Genomic DNA, 21,444 nt, shown 5'->3' with positions numbered 1-21,444 from the left:
TATATTGGTTGTTATCCTTTAACAACCAATATAAATTTCCGTTATAACGCCTTAAATGATATATCTGGCAAAATTGTTTCTCCTTGCCAATACAGTTGACTAGCAACTTGTGCGGCAATATTACAATATAGTTGTGTAAATTCACTATCAGGATGGCTGACTACCGTTGGTTGTCCAGAATCGAGATCTTGGCGTAATAAACGATGAAGCGGCATTTGACCAAGTAATTTTGTTTGGTATTTTTCAGCTAATCGCTTAGCACCATCCTCACCAAAAATCGCTTCATGGTGACCACAATTTTCACAGATGTGATAACTCATATTTTCAATAATACCAATGGTTGGAATATTCACTTTATTAAACATCGTGATGCCTTTTTGCGCATCAATTAATGCAATATCTTGTGGTGTGGTAACAATAACTGCTGCTGTAACAGGAATGTTTTGTGCCAATGTTAATTGGATATCACCAGTACCTGGTGGCATATCAATAACCAAATAATCAAGTTCAGGCCAGAGTGTATCTTGTAAAATTTGCAAAAGCGCTTTACTTGCCATTGGTCCTCGCCAAACCATCGCACCATCGGCATCAACTAAATAGCCAATAGAATTACTAGCAAGGCCATAAGCCATAATCGCTGACATATGTTTATTGTCAGGCGTTAATGGTTGTTCTTTTTCAGTGCCAAGCATTGTTGGGATTGACGGGCCGTAAATATCAGCATCTAAAATACCTACTTTAGCCCCTTGTTTTTGTAACGCTAAAGCTAAATTAACTGCAGTTGAGGATTTACCAACTCCCCCTTTACCGGAACTTATCGCAATAATATTTTTGATATTCTTAATAGCATGATGACTATTGGCTCGCTTCAATGTGGCAATATTATAGTTAATATTCCAATTAACATTTTCAACATCATCTAATTCAAGTAATAATGGCGTAACTGTTGTTTTCAGATCTTCAAAACCAGTTTGCCAAGCAAAAGGCATGGTCAAGCTAATCATTAGTTCTTGATTAACCCGTTCACATTGGGAAATAGCGCCAAGTTCAATCAAATTTTTCTGTAAAGTAGGGTGACGAAAATTCTCAAGAATTTTTTTTGCTTCCATGTTAATAAACCTTGTATCTAGCTCGTTGGTATATATTTAGTTATTTTACTTCAATTTGTTATAGATATTATCAATAACTTTAATGGACAATAAATTACAAAATTATCTTTTTTACATTCCAATAAAAATACAACCAGTTCAAAATTGATTGGTTTTATAAAGAAATTTAGGCAAATTATGGCATAAATCTAGCGATAATCACACGATTGTTGTACTATTTCTGCCATTATGAAATTAAAGGTAATAATTTAACATGACAACTCAACGCAAAATATTGGTGACTTGTGCGCTTCCATACGCAAACGGTTCAATTCACTTAGGTCATATGCTTGAACATATTCAAGCTGATGTATGGGTTCGCTACCAGCGCATGCGTGGTAATGAAATCTATTTTATTTGTGCCGATGATGCGCATGGAACGCCGATTATGCTAAAAGCTCAGCAATTAGGCATTACTCCTGAGCAGATGATCGCGGAAGTAAAAGTCGAACACCAACGTGATTTTGCCGGATTTAACATTAGTTTTGATAATTATCATTCAACCCATAGCCCTGAAAATCGTGAAATATCAGAACAAATATATAAACGTTTAAAAGAGAATGGTTATATTAAAACGAAGGTTATTTCACAACTGTTCGACCCTGAAAAACAGATGTTTTTACCTGATCGTTTTGTAAAAGGTACATGTCCTCGTTGTAAAGCCGCAGACCAATATGGTGACAATTGTGAGGTTTGTAGTGCTACTTATAATCCTACTGATTTAATTGATCCTAAATCGGTTGTTTCTGGTGCGACGCCAATTTTGAAACAATCTGAGCATTTCTTCTTTGATTTACCTGAGTTTGCCACAATGTTACAAACTTGGATACGTTCAGGGACTTTACAAGAACAAGTTGCTAATAAAATGCAAGAATGGTTTGAGGCTGGTTTACAACCTTGGGATATCAGTCGTGATGCACCATATTTTGGTTTTGAAATTCCTGATGCGCCAGGTAAATATTTTTATGTTTGGTTAGATGCGCCAATTGGCTATATGGGCTCTTTCCTTAACTATTGTAATAAAAATAATAAAGCGATTTTTGATGAATTCTGGAATAAAGATTCAACGACAGAGCTTTATCATTTTATTGGTAAAGATATTGTTTATTTCCATAGTTTGTTTTGGCCAGCAATGTTAGATGGTAGTGAACATCGCAAACCATCAAATATTTTTGTACACGGTTATGTAACCGTTGATGGCGCTAAAATGTCAAAATCACGTGGTACTTTTATTCAAGCAAGTACCTATCTAAAACATTTGGATCCAGATTGTTTACGTTACTATTATGCCGCTAAATTGTCGCCACATATTGATGATATCGATCTTAATCTTGAAGATTTTGTTCAACGAGTTAATAGCGATTTGGTGAATAAAGTGGTTAACATCGCATCGCGTTCGGCTGGATTTATCAGTAAAAGATTCGACGGCAAATTATCTGATAATATTGCTGCACCAGAACTTTACGCCTTATTTGTGGAAAAATCGCAAGTTATTGCTGATGCTTTTGAAAAACGAGAATCAGGTAAAGCGGTACGTGAAATTATGGCTTTAGCTGACGAAGCTAACCGCTACATTGATGAAAAAGCGCCGTGGGTGGTTGCTAAACAAGAAGGGCAAGATCAGCAGTTACAAGATATTTGTTCAATGGGGATCCATTTATTCCGTATTTTAATGACCTATTTAAAACCTATCGTACCTTCATTAGCTGAACGTAGTGAAGCATTTTTAAATAGTCAATTACAATGGCATACAATTGATAAAGCCTTAACCGGTCATAAAATTAACAGTTTTAAAGCGTTATTCAACCGAATTGATATGGATAAAATCACAGCCATGATTGAAGAAACTAAACAGCAAGCGGCAGCAACCACACCAGCAAAAGAAAAGGTAGCCGAACCAATTGCGGAAACTATAAATTTTGACGATTTTGCTAAAGTAGATATGCGCGTTGCCTTAATCAAAAACGCCAGTTTTGTGGAAGGCTCAGATAAATTATTGCAATTAACGCTAGATATTGGCGATGAAACCCGAAACATCTTTTCCGGAATCAAACAATACTACCCAGATCCGCAAGTATTAATCGGCCGTTTAACCATTATGATTGCTAACTTGGCACCTCGTAAAATGCGTTTTGGTGTTTCAGAGGGTATGGTGCTTTGTGCTAGTGGTAAAGATGACAATGAAGGTGTTTATCTATTATCACCAGATAGTGGTGCAAAACCGGGGATGCGAATCTCGTAAAGATATGTAATCAATTCTTTAATCTGTATCTTAACAAGCTATTAGGCTTGTTAAGATGCTTAAATAAAATAATATTACAAGTATAAGTTTGTTCTGTTACTCAATTGATTGTTTACTAAAATAATAATTTGCAACCATTTTAGTTTTGCCTTGTAAGCGAATAAAATCCCATTTAATTGCTATAGTTAATCAGAATCCCGATAATATTCAAGAACCAATAACCAACTAGTCACTATAGTTTTCATCATATATCGTTAAAATATTTCAGAATTTAAATAAAAAATTTTGAGGAACGGGTTTTTTTAAGTCAAAATCTAGCCAATGAATTGCTAAAGTGGTTATAGAATTTGTTAGTGCCAATAATAAAAGTTTATTTTTATAAATCAGTTTGGTGTAATTAATTTAGCAATATCAACAACCTGCTGACAACTGAGAGAGATTAGTATGGCAAACAGAGATGTTTGGTTGGGTTATTGTTTGTCAGGAACAAATCACCGCCGGTGCGTTAACAGCGAACGAAGGCGGAAGGCCGTTACATTATGACCATTTGCTTAGTCGCCGCGTGAGTTGATAAAGAGGATTCGCTCAAATGCTCTTTACACAGACTTAATCACCATATAAAACCAACCACCAAACAACAAAACGTCCGAAACTAAAATAACAAAAAATTAAGGAACGGGGTTTTTAAAGCCAAAAAATCCTCCAATAACTTCTTCGAAATTGGTTTTAAAGGAATAATTAAAGTGTAATATTACATTAAACTTTACAAAAATTAACAATTTAACAGTCGAAATAAGTTGCATGGTTTTTTTCAATCACTATACTTTTATAAAATATTTATATGAATGGATGAGTTTTTATGCAAAAGGATTTAAAATTTCAAATAAATCATTAAGTTAATAATGGCTTCGGGTATGTATTATAATTTACAACACCAAACCTGTCCAATCTCTAATTTAACGTTAGTAAAGTTAAGCTCGCATCGTCTAGTACTTCACTATAGTTTATTTTCCCAGCAACTTCGGCAAAATTTTTCAAACTTTCTTGGTTTAGTCTTTTTATCTCGGCAAGTTTTTTTAGTATTAACCGTTGTTGTTTTATTGTCTATCTCTTTTTCTAATCATGCATTAACATCTAAAACTGCCTATGTTATTCATGGCTCAGCCCCATATTTAACGTTTGATGGTGGGCGTACACGAGTGACTGATACTGACGGTCTGCTTGCAATATCTTTATCTAATGGTGAACAATATACCCCATCGTATAGTAATTCGAGTATAACAAAACCAATCGAGTTGCCTATTGCTGGTCAAACTTTTGCGGATATTGGTATGTTAGTGCCAACAAATACTAATTCTATTGCATTAAGTTCACTTATTGGTACGCCTTATAATTATTGGGGGGATGATGATGGTGATGGTCAGGGGATTAATGATATAACCGCGACAGGTAGTTTAAGCTTAACCATTGTTGATAAATATAATCAGGCTGTCGCCCGTAATGAAGTGCTGACTATTTGTAAGTCCCCGTATAAATTAACCTTATCTAATACTGGTGGTACATTAAAAACACGTTATGGTATACCTAATGAAAGTCGTTTTAGTGCCAGTAATGCCACTTATTATATTAATCCTAAGGCAACACCAGTGATTTGTTTTGTCAAGCCTAACTTGGTTAATGGTTCTTCATATTACACTGGTCCTGCTAACATTTGGAACCCTAATAAAGGATTTCTTACTCAGTCAGTTACGCCATCGTCTTATGGTTTAAACTTTCCGACTACTGGCGCTCATAATTTGTTTTTTGATTTGGATATTGCAGGTAATAATCAGGCCTTATATTGGAAGGCGGTTTCTCCTAATGGTGATATTAAGGCTAAGATGACCAAATCAACAAAAAATAGCGTTCGTGTCACCCTAACTGGTCCTGCCGTTACAGACTCTTCGCAACAGCGTTCAGATAATCCACGTCGTATCAAAAGGCCATCTTTGCCTCAGACTTTCGAGTTAGTTGGTCGTGATAGAAAAGGTAAAGCGGTCGTCAAGTATGGTTTTGTATTAAAGCAGTGGTTTGTCAATCGTGGTAAGGTTTATTACACTTATTCGAGTACATCGTCGTGGTGTACAAAAATTGGTGATTATCGGTTGCCTAAGGTTAAGGATTTAACTAATACGGTTTGTCAGGATTCAAATTCTTGGGGGTGTCAAGATGCTGTCGGTGTTAAATCATCATCACCTAATAATATATACCAGCGTCATATTGAAGCAGGGTTCTTCTCGGAATGGGGGAGCATGTACACTTACACAGGTGCTGGCTTTGGTAGTAATTCTTATTGGACGAGTGATGCAAATAGTAATAACCCGTTTGTCGTTTTTCTCGCACACGGGTTATGTGTATCACTTTAGTTCGAGCTACTACGGGCATTGCCTTTGCTAGGCAATTATTTTTTAATGTCCTAACGCTATTTTTCATATCTTCAACTCAACAGCTCAATGACTAAGGACTAAAAAATAAGGATAGGAGCAATGGTGCTGACAACAGAGAGATTAGTATGGCAAACAGGGATGTTTGACAAGGCTGTTGTTTGTCAGGAACAAATCACAGTCAGTGCGTTAACAGCGAACGAAGGCGGAATGCAGTTACATTGTGACCATTTTCGTGGTCGCCGCGTGAGTTAGTAAAGAGAGTTGCTCAAATGCGCTTTACTCGGACGTAATCACCATATAAAACCAACCACTAAACAACAAAACGTCCGAAACTAAAATAACAAAAAATTGAGGAACGGGGTTTTTGAAACCCCAAAATCCTTTATATAAATAACTTTAATTGTTATTAATTATTTATTTCTGATTTTCTGCTGGATTACCCGAATAAGGTAATATATTATTTTTTAAACTGAATGAGAAATCCTTCGTGCTGATCTCGCCAATGATTTTGTCGCTATCATAAAGGGCTAATAAAAACTCAGCCATTTGATCAGCAGAATGATATTTAGCAAAACTTTTATCATAATCATATTTATCAACATTATTGGCTTTTTTGCCAAATTCCGTTTGTGTTGCGGCCGGAGCTAGTACTTTTGCTCTTAATTGAGCCTTAGCCTGTATCAGTTCTTGGGCAAGCCCTTCAGTGAAAGCATTAACATAAAATTTCGTGGCACAATAGGTAACAGCATTTGGCACAATAGTATAGCCACCGCGAGATGATATATTAATCAACTGAGTATTTGCTTGATCTTTATATTTACGTACATAAAGCGTTGATAGAATGGTTAATGCTTCAATATTTAAATGCAGCATTGATTCAATCTTTGTTAAATCTTGATCGTTTACACTGCCATAATGACCAAAACCGGCATTATTAACCCAAGTTTCGATAAAATAATTTTCTAATTCATCAAATAAATTATAATTAGACTGTATGTTGGTTAAATCGTAAACTTTTATAATAACTTCAATTTTTGGATTTATCTCTGCAATTTGTTGCTGTAATGATTCTAAATTTTCTTTTCTTCGAGCAATTACGATCAGATTTTTGTTTCTTTTGGCAAATGCGATTGCTGTTGCATAACCTATTCCTGAGCTAGCGCCAGTGATAAGAGTATATTTTTTATTTTCCATTTTTAATCCTTTTGTTTCTTAGATTGGTAGCTATATTTTAATGAGTTGACATCACAAGATTATTAGCTGACATAAAAGTAGTTATGCAAATTTAATCAGCAAAACTTTGTTTGATGATTATATGCTCACTAAATTTCCGTATTTAATTGAAGATCTGTATTATATTCATTGATAAAATGACAATAAATAATATTAAAATTGATTTATTAACAACTGAGGGTTACTAATATGGATTTAGTTAAATGTATGGAAGCATTTGTTATAACAGTAAAAACAGGCTCTTTTGCTGCAACGTCTATTTCATTAAATACCTCCCCACAAATGATAGCTAAATATATTCTTTTTTTAGAAAATTATTTGGGTCTGAAATTGCTTAATCGAACGACAAGATCGCAGCATTTAACTGAATTTGGCAAACAGTATTATGAACGATGTTTGTTTATTCTAGGTGAAATCAAAAGCACCAAAACATTAGCCCAACAATTTAGCCAAGAGCCTAAAGGAAGGTTAAGGATTAGTGCCCCGATTAGTTATGGTCAATTTAATTTGATACCAGTAATAAGTCGCTTTATGAAATGTTATCCGAAAGTGAATATTGATATGCAATTAAGCGATCGTTATGTTGACTTAGTTAAAGATGATTTTGATGTGGTGTTTCGAATTGGCTCGTTAAATGATTCAAGTTTAATTGCTCGTAAACTAAGTGACTTACAGCTGATTTTTGCTGCTTCACCAAGCTATTTAGCTCAGAATGGCATACCATCAATACCTGATGATTTGAAGAAACATCAATGCTTAATTTATCAATATGTCACTCCGACCAAAAAAGATAATTTTTGGCCATTTACTATCAATGGTAAGTTAACTAATATCGCTATTTCTGGCGCATTTCAAAGTAATAATACCACTGCATTGGCTACAGCGGCTATTGAGGGATTAGGTATCACGATGTTACCTGAGTCGGTACTAAATGAGTCTATAAAACAAAGTAAGTTGATTCCTATTTTGCAAGATTTTTTACCTCCGCCCAGAGAAGCTCATCTTTTATATACAGCAGATAAGCAAAGGTTACCTAAACTTAATATTTTTATTGAGTTTATGGTTAATGCTCTGTCTTGATAAATATTGCGATACACTTATTAATTGAATTAAATTAGATAAATTAATCACCCAAAATAGCAAAAGCGATCTTATGATCGCTTTTTTATGTCTAATTTAACTTTATAGTTGATTATTTTATTGTTGCAATTGTACTAACTTCTTTACCTAACATGTTGTTTAAGTAAACTAAATCATTTGCAGTTAAAGTACCAACAGAATATTTCAGCTGTAATAAACTCGTTAAATAGTTGTATTTAGCATCAGATAGATTTCGTTTTGAGCTATAAAGTTGTGTGGTGGCATTAAGTACATCAACAATAGTACGCGTACCCACTTGATAACCAGAAGATGTAGCTTCTAATGAACTTTGTGCAGAAACAACCGCTTGTTGATATGCTCTAATCGCACTAATAGATGATGAAATATTGTTATAAGATGAACGAACTTGGTTAATCACACTACGATTAGTACTTTCAAGTTTTTCACTAAAACTGACAAAATTATGCTGTGCTTGTTGAACTTGTGAAACGGTCGCACCACCAGAGAAAAGCGGTAAACTTACGCTTACACCAACTCTATTCTCTCCAGAATATTTTTTACCAGCAGTATGTCGTTGATAATTTGCATTACCATAACTATCAGATTTATTTAAGTTAGTTGATGCATCAAGACTTGCTGTAGGCATAAAACCTGATTGTGCCATTTTTATTTGATCACGAGCAATCTCTTGATTTAGCTTCATAGTTAATAAGTTAAGATTGGCTGTTTCAGATTGTTTTAGCAATGTATTAATTTGTGTTGGCGCTTGAGTTTTAAAGGTTTTGGTATCAACACTTGCTAGCTTAGAGTAAAAGCGACCACTAACTTGACGCAATGCTTCAATAGCGTTATTTAAGTCATTTAATGCATTAACTTGTTGTGCTACCGTTAAATCGTAATTTGCTTGTGCATTTTGTACATCTGTAATGGCAACTAAACCAACTTTATGTTGTTGGCGAGTTTGCTCTAATTGACGACCAATTGCTTTTTTCTGTGCATCGATAAAGCTTAATGCATCAAGACATTTAAGTACATTAAAGTAAGCTACAGAAGTGTTTAAAATTAATGTTTGTCCTTGATATTGATAAGAAATATCCGCAATAGTTGCTTGTTTTTTCGTGATATCTAGAGCTTTCCAATTAGAAAAATTAAAGATACTTTGCGATACGGCGACTTGATATAAGCTACCACTTTTAGTTTTAATACCGCTGTTGTCTCGACGCCCATGCGCTACCCCATAAGAAGCACTTAGACCCACTTGCGGGAGTAAACTTGCACGAGAACCTGAAATTGCTGAATAAGCTTTATCTTTTTCAGCCAATGAACTGCGTAAATCTGGATTGGTTTCTTTTGCTTGTTCATAAACTTGAACTAAGTTTTCAGCAAACACAGTTTGACTTAATGCTAAGCCAATTAAAAAGGTTAAAGTTTTTTTCATCAATCTTTCTCTTTAAAAGCAATAAAATAGAATAATATTTTTCAATTGCGTAATTTTAACAGATAATTAGCATATAGAAAGTGCCCATATTGGTTATTCGCACTTTTTATTAAAATTTAGCTTAAAATCGAGAACTTAATATGAAATATAAATCTACCCCAGTAATTTTTAACAAAAAAGATGTGTTTAATTTAACTAAACGAATTTTATATAAAGGTTTTTTCTCGTTGTTTGAATATCGTTTTCAATATCGTAAGTTTGATGGTTCTGTAAGCGAAATGGTTTCGCGTGAAATTCTAGAACGCGGTCATGCTGTGGTGCTTTTAGCTTATGATGATAAACGAGATGAAGTTGTCCTTATAGAACAAATTCGTATCGCAGCTATTGATACTCAAGCTAGCCCATGGATATTAGAATTAATTGCCGGCATGATGGATCATGATAATGAGTCGACTGAAGAAGTAGCAAGACGAGAAGCGATGGAAGAGGCAGGTATTGTTATTGGACAATGTAAGCCGATCATTAGTTATTTAGCTTCACCAGGCGGCTTAACTGAGCAGTTGCATATTTTGGTTGGTCAAGTTGATTCTTCGACCGCAAAAGGTGTACATGGTTTGGCCGAAGAAAACGAAGATATTAAGGTTCATGTAGTAAGTCGTGAACAAGCGTATAAATGGGTTGAAGAAGGAGTAATTAATAATGCCGCTTCAATTATTGCACTACAGTGGTTACAACTTAATCATCTAACACTAAAGAATGAGTGGAAATAAGCAGTTTTTTGTTAAACTAAGCAATTATTACTTTCCTAAAAATAGAATTTATTTTACAATTTAGTATAACATCATGATTTAAAATAAAAATTGTGATGTTGATCACAATATCAATTCTATTACTGGCATGATTTCATATAATAAATGATAGAGGTAGATTTTGGAGTCACTTTTGAAGCTTCAAATACGTAATAAGCATTGTGCAAAAATACTGCATATTACTGATACACATCTGTTTGCTGATGATAATGGCGCACTACTAGGTGTTAAGTCAAATGCCAGTTTTTTATCAGTTATTTCTGAAATTGAGCGCAGCAATAAGAAGTTTGATTTGATTGTTGCAACGGGTGATTTTGTCCAAGATGGTGCTAAAAAATCATATGCACGCTTTGCTGAGCAAATTCAAAAATTTGCTACACCGTGTGTTTGGTTAGCTGGTAATCATGATAACTATAGTTATATGCAAGAGGTATTTTCGAATTATCAACTTGCTGAAAATAAAAGTATATTACTCGGCGATAACTGGTTAATTGTGTTATTAAATAGTCAAGTTGTAGGGCGGGCTTATGGAATGTTGCCTGAATCTGAATTGCAGTTTTTAGAAAATACCTTAACTGCACATGCCGATAAAAATGCACTAGTATTTTTGCATCATCATCCGATCTCCTCGGGTTGTGATTGGTTGGATGAGCATATTTTAAAAAATAGTTACAAACTAGAAGAAATCATCAAGCATAATCCTATTATAAAAGGAGTAGGTTGGGGACATATTCATCAACAACAAGATCATATTTGGCATAATTGTCATGCATTTTCGACGCCTTCTACATGTTTTCAATTTAAACCTAATTGTTATGATTTTCAGTTATCTAATGAAGATGCACCTGGGTGGCGAGAAATTGTTCTTAATCAAGATGGGGTGATTGAATCTAAAGTTTTTCGTATCGCGGATAATCAATTTCTACCTGATATATCACAAAAAGGCTATTAAGGGCTCTTTTGCCTGTTAATTATCTAAAATTACCTAGAGTAAAGGGGCAAAAAAGTAGAATAATCTTTCAATCACACGTTGCCAGATTGGTCGTTTATTCCATTTTTGGATATTAATTTCTTCTGACTGTGATAAATATTGTTTTAGTAGCTGTGATAGTGATTTGGCAAATTGAGCGTCATCAATTACAGTAGTGATTTCAAAATTTAACCATAAACTGCGCATATCTAAATTAACGGTTCCAACTAGGCTAAGTTGATTATCAACTAGAACACTTTTTGTATGTAATAAATTATCATTAAATTGATAAAGTTTAACGCCACTATTTAATAATTCTGAAAAGAAAGCGCGACTAGCCCATTTAACCATTAATGAGTCGTTCTTTTTCGGCGTAATGATAATAACTTCAACTCCACGTTGGGCGGCAGTGCAGATTGCATGTAAAATATCATCACTAGGTACTAAATAAGGTGTAGTAAAAATAATTTTTTCTTGAGCAGAATAAATTGCTGTCAATAACACTTGATGGATCATGTTTTCGGTATAACCAGGACCAGAAGGAATAAGCTGCATAATATGTTTCTTTTCTTCTGGTGGTTCAGCAAAATCCGTAATTTGCGGTAGAGCTAAATGTTTCCCTGTTTCAAGTTCCCAATCACTCGCGTATATAGCCCCCATTAAGGTGGTAACCGGTCCATTCATTCTAATCATGATATCAACCCATTCTCCAACATGCTTGTTTTGTTTAAAGAATCTAGGGTCAACAATATTCATACTTCCGGTATAGGATATATAATTATCTATAATGGCTACCTTACGGTGTTGACGCAAATCAAGTCGTCTAAACATAAATCTTAATAGATTAACTTGTAATGCCTCTATAATGATAATACCTGCATCACGCATTCTTTGACAGGCTTTCGATCTAATAAAATGTCTACTTCCTGCTGAATCAATCATTAATCGACAGGTAACGCCTCTTTGTGTAGCTTGTATTAGTGCTTGTTCAACATCATCCGCTTTACCGCCTTCATTCCAGATATAAAATACCATTTCTATATTGGAGTTTGCATTATTGATATCTTCAATAAGACGATTGAAAATGGTGTCGGTATCACTTAATAATTCAATATGATTGCCTTTTATACCGTCAAGTCCTGTTTGATGTTTACAAAGTTGAAAAATAGGCTTACTAACTTGACTGACTTTAGCGGTAAAAATATCAGGAAAAGCGCATAATTGCTTAATAAATTTGGTGATCGTTGGGCGCATTTTTTGCGCACGCTTAGCTCGCTGTTGCCCTAAGTGGGTCTCGCCTAATGCGAAGTAGAGAATAATGCCAATAATAGGTAATATATAAATGACCAACATCCATGCAATCACGTAAGTAGTTGGTCTTCTTTTGAAGACAATACGTAGCGTGGTCGACACAATAAGCAACCAGTAAACGAGAAAAATTAATGTACTTATTAATGCATGGAATGATGTAAATTGCATATTTATCAGCTATAAGTTAAGTTTAATTTGCTAATAGGATCTTTAGTACAATCATAATGTTGAAATATTTCTGGCAAAGGTTTTGGATTATTGTGTTTATCTACAGAAACATAAGTAAAAGTAGCATCAGTGATACGAAAACGCTGTGTAGCAATTTCTGAATCGGTTACTTTTTTAATCCAAACTTCAATCTCGATGGTAATCGAGGTAGTGCCAGTTTTTATACAATGAGCATAACAGCATACTACATCGCCAACCATTGCCGGTTTGTGAAAAGTAATACTACTTGCATTAACTGTCACTACTCTTCTTTTGGCAATTTCTTTAGCTAAAATACCTCCAGCTAAGTCCATTTGCGACATGATCCATCCGCCAAAAATATGGCCATGTGGATTAGTGTCTGCCGGCATAGCTAAGGTTCGTAATACTAATTGTCCCTTAGGGATGTTGTCATTTTGTGTCATGTTGATAATACTCCTACCTAAATAATTTTATCCGTTGTCAGTGGCCTTACTCATATTTCGGTAAATATAAATACCCGAGATCAAAGACATTATTAAAGATACAGCCGGTAAAATAAATACTTTAAAAATCCAGAAGAAGTCATCTGTTGCATAATATGTTGCAATTAAACTGAAAGTTCCACAGGCAATAAAAAATACAATCCATATTAGATTCAACTTATTCCAGACTGTTATATCAAGCTGTATCTCTTTACCTAACATTTTTTGTATAAGATTTTTCTTGAAAATAAACTGACTAACAGATAAAGCAGTAGCAAATAAAAAGTTAATAATGGTTACTTTCCATTTGATAATATTAGGTTCGCGAGTTAACAATGTCACGCCACCAAAAATCATTACCATCAGATAAGATATCAGCTCAACTTTGTCAATTTTTTTATACATAACAAGAATAATTAAAAAGGATATTGTTGAGGCAATCATTAATGCTTGGACGCCGACAAAAATATCGTAAATTGTTAAAAATATAAAAAATACTATAAGTGGGATAAAATTTAAAAGCTGCTTCATGTGATTATTAACCTGACAGATAAAAGTATGTATTATTCTCAATAAGTAAAAAAGCCTATAAAATAGGCTTATTTTTTAGTATGAAGTTCGGGATGAGCTTTACAGTTACCAGCTTTACAATGTCCGTAAAGATATAAGCTATGAAAAGTGAGGGTAACGCCATATTGTTCTGCAATTTCTTTTTGACGTTGATTAATTGTTTCATCTCGAAATTCAAACACTTCGCCACAATCTAAACAAATTAAATGATCGTGGTGTTTTTGTGAAGCAAGTTCGAAAACAGCTCTGCCACCTTCAAAATTGTGTCGAGTCACAATTCCGGCATCGTCAAATTGATTCAATACTCGATAAACCGTTGCAAGGCCAATTTCTTCACCCATATCAAGTAGTTTTTTATAAAGATCTTCTACAGTAATGTGTTGGCATGAAGGGTCTCGTAATAATTCTAAAATTTTTAATCGTGGTAAGGTAACTTTTAAGCCGGCACTTTTCAGTGCTGCATTATTATCTTTATCATGATTCGTCATATTACATTCCAGTTGAGTTGTTTAATAAAACATATTATAAAAATATGTACGGAAAATAAAATAAATCACTTTGATAGATCAAATATTCATTTCGGTTTTTACTTGTTTCACCCAATTATTAATGCGTTCTTCGGTTAATTCTGGTTGACGATCTTCATCAATGGCTAAACCAACAAAATGATTATCATCAACTAAACTTTTCGATGCTTCAAAGCTGTATCCTTCTGTTGACCAATGACCAACAATTTTTGCCCCTTTAGGTTCGATAATATCGCGAATTGTTCCCATCGCATCACAAAAATATTCAGCGTAATCTTCTTGATCACCACAGCCAAAAATTGCTACAGTTTTACCATTAAAATCAATTTGTTCCAAATTAGGGAAAAAATCGTCCCAATCAGCTTGAGATTCGCCATAATACCAAGTTGGGATACCAAAAAATAAGCAGTCATATTTTTCGATATGTTCTTTTGTAGTTTTTGCAATATCGAAAAGATCTGCTTTATCTGTACCTAAAATTTGTTGGATTTGTTTAGCTACATTCTCTGTATTACCGGTGTCACTACCAAAAAAGATTCCAACTTGTGTCATATTTTTACCTTTACTGTTTTTACAATATCAATATATTTTTGAGTATATCATTGTCGGTAGTTATCAGCAATAATTCTCAATTACTATAAACATAAGTAATTATTTACTACACAATCTTTACATCTTGAATTAAAATTAGCCACTATTTTTGGCAATCAAAGCTTTGGGATTTATTTATGAACTTGCATGAGTATCAATCAAAACACCTATTTAAACAGTATAATTTGCCAGTGCCCGAAGGTTATGTATGTAACTCTATTGATGAAATACAAGAAACCTTGGCTGAACTTTCCTCGCAAACAACGACCAGCGTTTGGGTTGCAAAATGTCAAGTACATGCTGGGGGCCGAGGTAAATCTGGCGGGGTCATTTGTACTAAGGATTTTAATGAAATAAAGCTTTTTGCTGAAAAATGGCTAGGCCAGTATTTAGTCACTTATCAAACAACATCTAAAGGTCAACCCGTTAATCAGATTTTAATTGAGAAGGCCTCCAATATAGCTAAAGAGCTTTATTTAGGTGCAGTAATTGATCGTAGTAACAAACGTATTGTGGTGATGGCATCGACCGAAGGTGGCGTTGATATTGAAAAAGTTGCTGAAACCTCGCCGCATTTAATTCACAAGATATCGCTTGACCCATTAACAGGACCATGCGGTTATCAAGGTCGTGAACTCGCATTCAAGCTCGGTCTTAGCGGTAAACTAGTCAATCAATTTGCCAAATTATTTGTCAATTTTGCTAATCTTTTTATCAATAATGATGTTTCATTAGCTGAGGTAAATCCTTTAGTTATTACTGATTCACAAGAATTAATTTGTTTAGATGCTAAAGTTGTGTTAGATGATAATGCTATGTTCAGACATCCTGAATTAGCAATATTAAGAGATACTACCCAAGAAGATGAACGTGAATCAATTGCAGCTAAACAAGGTATTAGCTATGTTTCACTGGAAGGTAATATCGGTTGTATGGTTAATGGTGCCGGCCTGGCGATGGCAACAATGGATATGATCAAACTTTATGGTGGTGAGCCAGCGAACTTTTTAGATGTAGGCGGCGGCACAACCAAAGAGCGCGTAGCGGAAGCGTTCAAATTAATTTTATCAGATAAAAATGTCAAAGCCATTTTAGTCAATATTTTTGGTGGTATTGTTCGTTGTGATCTTATTGCTAATGGCATTATTGATGCAATTAAAGAGATAGGTTTGACCGTGCCTGTTGTTGTTCGTCTTGAAGGTAATAATGCTGAGCTAGCAAGAGAGATTTTGGCTAAAAGCGAATTGAATGTTATCACAGCAAAAGGTTTAGTCGATGCAGCCCAACAAATTGTTGCTGTTGCACAATAATAGGATGGGTGGAGAATAATTACTATGTCAATTTTGATTAATAAAGAAACAAAAGTGATTTGTCAGGGATTCACTGGTAGTCAGGGGACTTTCCATTGTGAGCAAGCAATTGCTTATGGAACAAAAATCGTTGGTGGCGTAACGCCAGGTAAAGGCGGTTCCATGCATTTAGGCTTACCTGTGTTTAATACGGTTAAAGAAGCTGTTGCCGCAACAGGTGCAACAGCAACGGTGATTTATGTCCCTGCTGCATTTGGTAAAGACTCGATTTTAGAAGCAATTGATGCAGGTATCAAACTAATAGTATGTATTACAGAAGGTATTCCAACTTTGGATATGCTTATCGTTAAACAAAAATTAGTTGAAAATGATGTTGTTATGATAGGGCCTAATTGTCCTGGAATTATTGTACCTGATGAGTGTAAAATAGGTATTATGCCTGGACATATTCATTTGGCTGGAAAAGTAGGTATTGTTTCTCGTTCGGGGACTTTGACTTATGAAGCTGTAAAACAGACTACCGATATCGGATTAGGCCAATCAGTTTGTGTTGGAATTGGCGGCGATGCTATTCCGGGTAGTGATTTTATCTCCATTCTAAAATTACTTCAGCAAGATCCTAAGACAGAGGCTATTGTTATGATAGGTGAAATTGGTGGTAGTGCCGAAGAAGAAGCTGCTAATTACATCAAACAAAATGTCACTAAGCCTGTTATCGCTTATATTGCTGGTGTTTCGGCACCTGTAGGTAAACGTATGGGCCATGCTGGGGCAATCATTTCTGGAAATAAAGGGACTGCTGCCGATAAAACTAAAGCATTACAAGCCGCAGGAATCATTGTCGTAAATAGTTTGGCTGAAATCGGTGAAACGGTAAAAAAACACCTTTAATTTCATTTTTTTGACATTCATCAAGTTTTATTTTTACAATAATATTGTAAAATACAATAAATAACGACAAAAAATTTGTGGGTATTTAAGGATAAAGGGAGCACATTATGTTTGATATTGTAGAATTATCAAGACTTCAGTTTGCACTCACCGCAATGTATCATTTTATTTTTGTTCCATTAACGTTAGGTATGGCGTTTATGCTTGCAATTATGGAAACAGTATATGTGGTTAGTGGCAAGCAAGTTTGGAAAGATATGACTAAATTCTGGGGTAAACTGTTCGGTATTAATTTTGCCGTTGGTGTTGCTACCGGTTTAACCATGGAGTTCCAATTTGGGACTAACTGGTCTTATTACTCGCATTATGTAGGTGATATATTTGGTGCACCGCTTGCGATTGAAGGATTAATGGCATTTTTCTTAGAATCAACGATGGTTGGTTTATTCTTTTTTGGTTGGGATAGATTAAGTCGTGGTAAACATTTAATGGTTACCTGGTGTGTAGCTTTTGGTTCTAATTTCTCAGCACTTTGGATTTTAGTTGCCAATGGTTGGATGCAATTTCCAATCGGCTCAGACTTTAACCCAATTACCTCTCGTATGGAAATGGCCAGTTTCTTTGAATTAATTACTAATACTGTCGCACAATACAAGTTTGTTCACACTGTTGCAGCTGGATATTTAACCGGTGCTATCTTTGTTTTAAGTATTAGTTCATATTATCTATTGAAAAAACGAGATTTGCCTTTTGCAAAACGTTCTTTTGCTGTAGCAGCTGTGTTTGGTTTTATTATGTCAATTGTTGTCGCAATCATGGGGGATGAGGCTGGTCATGAGTTGACAACTGTACAACCAGCAAAACTTGCGGCAATTGAAGGTGAATGGGAAACTCAACCTGCACCTGCATCATTTAATGTTATCGCATTCCCGTCGCAAGAGAAGAAAGAAAATTTATTTGCTCTTGAAATTCCTTATATAATGGGAATCATGACTACTCGTTCCTTCGATACCCAAGTTACTGGTTTAAGAGATATCTTAACTAATAATGAAACTCGAATTCGTAATGGTATTCTCGCTTATACGAATTTGGAAAAAATTCAGAAAGGTGATCAGGATCCTACTGTCTTAAAAGCCTTTGAAGATAATAAAGTTGATTTAGGTTATGGTTATTTAGTTAAACGTTATACTGATCGTGATAATTTAACAATTCCGGAAGCGACTGAACAACATATTAAAGCTGCAACTGAAGATTCAATTCCTACTGTATGGCCTCTGTTCTGGGCATTTAGAGGTATGGTTGGTTTGGGCTTATTAATGATTTTAGGTACTGGACTTGCTGTATGGACAACCTATAAAGGCCGAATTGGTGAAAAACGTTGGTTATATCGTTTACTTCTATTATCTTTACCATTCCCTTGGTTAGCATGTGAATGTGGTTGGTTTGTTGCTGAATATGGTCGTCAACCATGGGCAATTCAAGATATTTTACCAACAGGTGTCGCTAATTCTTCGCTAACCGCAGGTGAGGTATTATTTACTATGGTGCTAATTTGTGGACTTTATACTCTGTTCTTGGTTGCTGAACTGTTCTTGATGTTTAAGTTTGCACGATTAGGGCCTAGTTCATTAGGTACTGGTAGCTACCATTATGAAAAAACACAATCAATATCGGAATAAGGCATAGGGAGTATATACAATGATTGATTACGAAATTGTACGCGTCATCTGGTGGGTGTTGATTAGTGTTGTTTTAATCGCTTTCGTTATCACTGATGGCTTCGATATGGGTGTCGGTATTTTATTACCTTTTATTGGCAAAACCGATACTGAACGCCGAATCATGATAAATGCAATCGCACCTCACTGGGATGGAAACCAAGTTTGGTTAATTACCGGTGGTGCAGGTATTTTTGCTGCATGGCCTACGGCTTATGCAGTATCTTTTTCCGGTTTTTATATTGCGATGATTTTAGTGCTCTGTGCGCTATTCTTTAGACCAATTGGTTTTGATTACCGTAGTAAACTGGAAAATTCTAAATGGCGTAATATGTGGGATATCGCAATCTTTTTTGGTAGTTTTGTACCAGCACTTGTTTTCGGGGTTGCATTTGGCAATTTATTAGAAGGTGTACCATTTAGATTTGATATGACTAAACGTGCTTTTTATGATGGTTCATTCTTTGAATTATTGAACCTATTTGCAATATTAGCTGGTATTGTGAGTTTGATGTTAATCGTTGCTCATGGCGGTGCTTGGTTGCAAATGAAAACCTCAGGTGAACTTTACTTAAGAGCGAGAAAAGCAACGCAAATAGCAAGTTTGGTTATGCTAATTGCTTTTGTATTGGCTGGTGTTTGGGTTGCATTCGGTATTCATGGCTATGAAATTACAAGTGCTATAGATCATAATGGAGTATCAAATCCATTAGTTAAAACTGTATCAACAGATTCTTCATGGTTAAACAATTACATGAATTATCCTATTTTATGGGCGGTTCCAGCATTAGGCGTATTATTACCATTATTAACTATTTTCTTTTCTAGTATGAATAAAAATGGCTTAGTGTTTTTATCTTCTTCACTAACTATTGCTTGTGTATTACTTACCTATGGAATTGCAACATTCCCATTCATTATGCCATCAAGCATTATGCCAAACGCTAGTTTGACTATTTGGGATGCAACTTCTAGTCAATTAACACTTAATATTATGTTTGGTGTTGTAGTAATCTTTTTACCAATTGTTCTTTTCTACACTATCTGGTCTTACATTAAAATGTTTGGGCGTTTAGATAAAAACCATATAGAAAATAATAAACATTCACTTTATTAAGGATTAATTATGTATTACGTTTTATGGTTCATTGGAATAATTGCAGCTTGTATGTTAGCTGTTGTTACTGGACTTTTGGTTGAAAATTCTAGTAATGAAAAAGAAACTAACAATAAATAATATAATAAAATAACGAATATAAAGGTGGCAAATTGTCACCTTTTTACTTATAGGTCTGAACGAAATATAAATAATTCACAAATGATAATTGTTTTCATTTAACTATTTTTATATCATAGTGCAGCGAATTTCATATTCATATATAATATGGTCAATTTTTTAGGCTAAATTAGATCGAACAATATGAAACAATTCAATTGGAATGCAAGAGTCTATTATGAAGACACAGATGCTGGTGGGGTAGTTTATCATGCTCGGTATCTTGCTTTTTTTGAGCGAGCTAGAACAGAAATGCTTAGGCAACTGGATATTAGTCAACAAAAGTTGCTGCAAGAAGGTATTGCTTTTGTTGTTAAAAAGATGGATATTAGCTACGACTTTCCAGCACGTTTAGATGATATGTTATCTATCAGCACTAAGATTGAACAAATTCGTAAGGCGTCTATTATTTTTAAACAGACAATTTTAAACCAGAATAAGCAAATTATCAGCAGTGCTGATGTGGTGATTGCTTGTGTCAATATGACTAAAATGAAGCCTTGTGCGCTTCCAAAGTCATTATTTTTGGAGTTAATTTAAGTGAATATTATTGATCTATTTTTACAGGCAGGACTTTTAGTACAAGGCGTTATGCTATTGTTACTCATGTTTTCTGTTATGTCTTGGGCTTTTATTTTTCAACGTAGTAGCGTTTTAAGCAAGGCTAAAAAACAAGTTGAGCAATTTGACAATAGTTTTTGGGCTGCTGATGACTTAAATGTGCTCTTTGATAAAGCAAAATTCAATAAAGAAGAGATCTGTGGTACAGAACATATTTTCTATTCGGGATTTAAAGAGTTTTCTCGTTTATATCAAATTAATCCAAATATGCCAGAAGCAGCGTTAGATGGCGCATCTCGTTCAATGCGTTTAGCGATGAATCGTGAATTAGATAATTTAGAATTGCATATACCTTTTTTAGGTACTGTAGGGTCAATTAGCCCATATATTGGTTTATTTGGTACTGTTTGGGGAATTATGCATGCTTTTATTTCACTTGGCGAGGTCAAGCAAGCAACATTGCAAATGGTTGCTCCCGGTATTGCTGAAGCGTTAATTGCGACCGCTATTGGTTTATTTGCCGCGATTCCTGCTGTTTTAGCTTATAACCGATTATCATTGCGTGTAAGTCGAATGGAACAAAGTTATTTGAACTTTATTGATGAGTTTTCATCAATTTTACAACGTCAAGCAGTAGCTGTTAGGAAATAA

General features: G+C 34.7%; 20 protein-coding genes. 12 read left to right on the top strand and 8 right to left on the bottom strand.

What is annotated here, in order from left to right; all coding sequences use genetic code 11:
• Positions 1-41: 41 nt before the first annotated feature.
• Positions 42-1,109, bottom strand: coding sequence for an iron-sulfur cluster carrier protein ApbC (gene apbC / locus AC5LWZ_RS10490; protein ID WP_198200756.1), 1,068 nt, complete (start codon positions 1,107-1,109; stop codon positions 42-44).
• Positions 1,110-1,362: 253 nt separating this feature from the next.
• On the opposite strand from apbC, the gene metG reads away from it, so the two are divergent.
• Complete coding sequence (metG, locus tag AC5LWZ_RS10485) at positions 1,363-3,390, top strand: methionine--tRNA ligase (RefSeq protein WP_493463659.1); 2,028 nt, start codon at positions 1,363-1,365, stop codon at positions 3,388-3,390.
• Between the two features lie 914 nt (positions 3,391-4,304).
• Positions 4,305-5,795 carry a hypothetical protein gene (locus AC5LWZ_RS10480; protein WP_493463658.1) on the top strand — a complete coding sequence of 497 codons (1,491 nt, stop codon included), beginning with the start codon at positions 4,305-4,307 and terminating at the stop codon, positions 5,793-5,795.
• A 435-nt stretch (positions 5,796-6,230) separates the two neighbouring features.
• Here AC5LWZ_RS10480 and AC5LWZ_RS10475 read toward each other — a convergent pair whose 3' ends face one another.
• Entirely contained in the window at positions 6,231-7,010 is a 780-nt protein-coding gene (locus tag AC5LWZ_RS10475; protein ID WP_493463657.1) for an SDR family NAD(P)-dependent oxidoreductase, read from the bottom strand.
• Positions 7,011-7,238: 228 nt separating this feature from the next.
• On the opposite strand from AC5LWZ_RS10475, the gene AC5LWZ_RS10470 reads away from it, so the two are divergent.
• Positions 7,239-8,129 carry a LysR family transcriptional regulator gene (locus tag AC5LWZ_RS10470; RefSeq protein WP_294892653.1) on the top strand — a complete coding sequence of 297 codons (891 nt, stop codon included), beginning with the start codon at positions 7,239-7,241 and terminating at the stop codon, positions 8,127-8,129.
• 112 nt (positions 8,130-8,241) lie between these two features.
• Here AC5LWZ_RS10470 and tolC read toward each other — a convergent pair whose 3' ends face one another.
• The gene (gene tolC / locus AC5LWZ_RS10465) at positions 8,242-9,588 is read right to left on the bottom strand and encodes an outer membrane channel protein TolC (RefSeq protein WP_198200747.1); all 1,347 of its coding nucleotides are present in this window, start codon (positions 9,586-9,588) and stop codon (positions 8,242-8,244) included.
• Between the two features lie 140 nt (positions 9,589-9,728).
• On the opposite strand from tolC, the gene nudF reads away from it, so the two are divergent.
• Both nudF and cpdA read left to right on the top strand, forming a co-directional pair.
• Positions 9,729-10,358 carry an ADP-ribose diphosphatase gene (nudF, locus tag AC5LWZ_RS10460; RefSeq protein ID WP_110447250.1) on the top strand — a complete coding sequence of 210 codons (630 nt, stop codon included), beginning with the start codon at positions 9,729-9,731 and terminating at the stop codon, positions 10,356-10,358.
• A gap of 172 nt (positions 10,359-10,530) precedes the next feature.
• Positions 10,531-11,349, top strand: a complete 819-nt coding sequence (gene cpdA / locus AC5LWZ_RS10455; RefSeq protein ID WP_493463656.1) for a 3',5'-cyclic-AMP phosphodiesterase — start codon at positions 10,531-10,533, stop codon at positions 11,347-11,349.
• A gap of 33 nt (positions 11,350-11,382) precedes the next feature.
• Here cpdA and cls read toward each other — a convergent pair whose 3' ends face one another.
• From cls to fldA, 5 genes are all read right to left on the bottom strand, one after another.
• Positions 11,383-12,846 carry a cardiolipin synthase gene (cls, locus tag AC5LWZ_RS10450; protein ID WP_110447252.1) on the bottom strand — a complete coding sequence of 488 codons (1,464 nt, stop codon included), beginning with the start codon at positions 12,844-12,846 and terminating at the stop codon, positions 11,383-11,385.
• Positions 12,847-12,851: 5 nt separating this feature from the next.
• The gene (gene yciA / locus AC5LWZ_RS10445; protein WP_110447253.1) at positions 12,852-13,310 is read right to left on the bottom strand and encodes an acyl-CoA thioester hydrolase YciA; all 459 of its coding nucleotides are present in this window, start codon (positions 13,308-13,310) and stop codon (positions 12,852-12,854) included.
• Between the two features lie 27 nt (positions 13,311-13,337).
• Positions 13,338-13,880 (bottom strand): inner membrane-spanning protein YciB, encoded by a 543-nt coding sequence (locus tag AC5LWZ_RS10440; protein ID WP_110447254.1) that lies wholly within the window; start codon positions 13,878-13,880, stop codon positions 13,338-13,340.
• A gap of 68 nt (positions 13,881-13,948) precedes the next feature.
• Positions 13,949-14,407, bottom strand: coding sequence for a ferric iron uptake transcriptional regulator (fur, locus tag AC5LWZ_RS10435; RefSeq protein ID WP_086364310.1), 459 nt, complete (start codon positions 14,405-14,407; stop codon positions 13,949-13,951).
• 78 nt (positions 14,408-14,485) lie between these two features.
• Positions 14,486-14,998: a flavodoxin FldA gene (fldA, locus tag AC5LWZ_RS10430; RefSeq protein ID WP_110447255.1), complete on the bottom strand. Its 513-nt coding sequence runs from the start codon at positions 14,996-14,998 to the stop codon at positions 14,486-14,488.
• A 176-nt stretch (positions 14,999-15,174) separates the two neighbouring features.
• Here fldA and sucC point away from each other — a divergent pair, with 176 nt between their 5' ends.
• From sucC to tolQ, 7 genes are all read left to right on the top strand, one after another.
• Positions 15,175-16,347 carry an ADP-forming succinate--CoA ligase subunit beta gene (sucC, locus tag AC5LWZ_RS10425; protein ID WP_493463655.1) on the top strand — a complete coding sequence of 391 codons (1,173 nt, stop codon included), beginning with the start codon at positions 15,175-15,177 and terminating at the stop codon, positions 16,345-16,347.
• 24 nt (positions 16,348-16,371) lie between these two features.
• The gene (gene sucD, locus AC5LWZ_RS10420; RefSeq protein WP_493463654.1) at positions 16,372-17,238 is read left to right on the top strand and encodes a succinate--CoA ligase subunit alpha; all 867 of its coding nucleotides are present in this window, start codon (positions 16,372-16,374) and stop codon (positions 17,236-17,238) included.
• 107 nt (positions 17,239-17,345) lie between these two features.
• Positions 17,346-18,917: a cytochrome ubiquinol oxidase subunit I gene (locus AC5LWZ_RS10415; protein ID WP_110447258.1), complete on the top strand. Its 1,572-nt coding sequence runs from the start codon at positions 17,346-17,348 to the stop codon at positions 18,915-18,917.
• Between the two features lie 19 nt (positions 18,918-18,936).
• Entirely contained in the window at positions 18,937-20,073 is a 1,137-nt protein-coding gene (gene cydB / locus AC5LWZ_RS10410) for a cytochrome d ubiquinol oxidase subunit II (RefSeq protein ID WP_493463653.1), read from the top strand.
• A 9-nt stretch (positions 20,074-20,082) separates the two neighbouring features.
• The gene (locus tag AC5LWZ_RS10405; RefSeq protein WP_110447260.1) at positions 20,083-20,193 is read left to right on the top strand and encodes a cytochrome bd oxidase small subunit, CydX/CbdX family; all 111 of its coding nucleotides are present in this window, start codon (positions 20,083-20,085) and stop codon (positions 20,191-20,193) included.
• A 183-nt stretch (positions 20,194-20,376) separates the two neighbouring features.
• Complete coding sequence (gene ybgC / locus AC5LWZ_RS10400) at positions 20,377-20,772, top strand: tol-pal system-associated acyl-CoA thioesterase (RefSeq protein ID WP_198200729.1); 396 nt, start codon at positions 20,377-20,379, stop codon at positions 20,770-20,772.
• Between the two features lie 51 nt (positions 20,773-20,823).
• On the top strand, positions 20,824-21,444 hold the full coding sequence (tolQ, locus tag AC5LWZ_RS10395) for a protein TolQ (protein ID WP_232350151.1): 621 nt from the start codon (positions 20,824-20,826) through the stop codon (positions 21,442-21,444).

The organism is Gilliamella sp. LMG 34362, assembly GCF_984569125.1.
The sequence above is the reverse complement of the archived record's forward strand: the minus strand, read 5'-3'. Positions and strand labels throughout refer to the sequence as shown.

Coding starts and splice junctions, on each gene's coding strand:
- cls (WP_110447252.1), bottom strand. CDS start 12,846: ATGCAATTTACATCATTCCATGCATTAATAAGTACATTAATTTTTCTC.
- AC5LWZ_RS10440 (WP_110447254.1), bottom strand. CDS start 13,880: ATGAAGCAGCTTTTAAATTTTATCCCACTTATAGTATTTTTTATATTT.
- ybgC (WP_198200729.1), top strand. CDS start 20,377: ATGAAACAATTCAATTGGAATGCAAGAGTCTATTATGAAGACACAGAT.
- AC5LWZ_RS10475 (WP_493463657.1), bottom strand. CDS start 7,010: ATGGAAAATAAAAAATATACTCTTATCACTGGCGCTAGCTCAGGAATA.
- nudF (WP_110447250.1), top strand. CDS start 9,729: ATGAAATATAAATCTACCCCAGTAATTTTTAACAAAAAAGATGTGTTT.
- cydB (WP_493463653.1), top strand. CDS start 18,937: ATGATTGATTACGAAATTGTACGCGTCATCTGGTGGGTGTTGATTAGT.
- AC5LWZ_RS10405 (WP_110447260.1), top strand. CDS start 20,083: ATGTATTACGTTTTATGGTTCATTGGAATAATTGCAGCTTGTATGTTA.
- AC5LWZ_RS10415 (WP_110447258.1), top strand. CDS start 17,346: ATGTTTGATATTGTAGAATTATCAAGACTTCAGTTTGCACTCACCGCA.
- tolC (WP_198200747.1), bottom strand. CDS start 9,588: ATGAAAAAAACTTTAACCTTTTTAATTGGCTTAGCATTAAGTCAAACT.
- AC5LWZ_RS10480 (WP_493463658.1), top strand. CDS start 4,305: ATGTATTATAATTTACAACACCAAACCTGTCCAATCTCTAATTTAACG.
- metG (WP_493463659.1), top strand. CDS start 1,363: ATGACAACTCAACGCAAAATATTGGTGACTTGTGCGCTTCCATACGCA.
- AC5LWZ_RS10470 (WP_294892653.1), top strand. CDS start 7,239: ATGGATTTAGTTAAATGTATGGAAGCATTTGTTATAACAGTAAAAACA.
- sucC (WP_493463655.1), top strand. CDS start 15,175: ATGAACTTGCATGAGTATCAATCAAAACACCTATTTAAACAGTATAAT.
- fldA (WP_110447255.1), bottom strand. CDS start 14,998: ATGACACAAGTTGGAATCTTTTTTGGTAGTGACACCGGTAATACAGAG.
- fur (WP_086364310.1), bottom strand. CDS start 14,407: ATGACGAATCATGATAAAGATAATAATGCAGCACTGAAAAGTGCCGGC.
- sucD (WP_493463654.1), top strand. CDS start 16,372: ATGTCAATTTTGATTAATAAAGAAACAAAAGTGATTTGTCAGGGATTC.
- tolQ (WP_232350151.1), top strand. CDS start 20,824: ATGCTATTGTTACTCATGTTTTCTGTTATGTCTTGGGCTTTTATTTTT.
- apbC (WP_198200756.1), bottom strand. CDS start 1,109: ATGGAAGCAAAAAAAATTCTTGAGAATTTTCGTCACCCTACTTTACAG.
- yciA (WP_110447253.1), bottom strand. CDS start 13,310: ATGACACAAAATGACAACATCCCTAAGGGACAATTAGTATTACGAACC.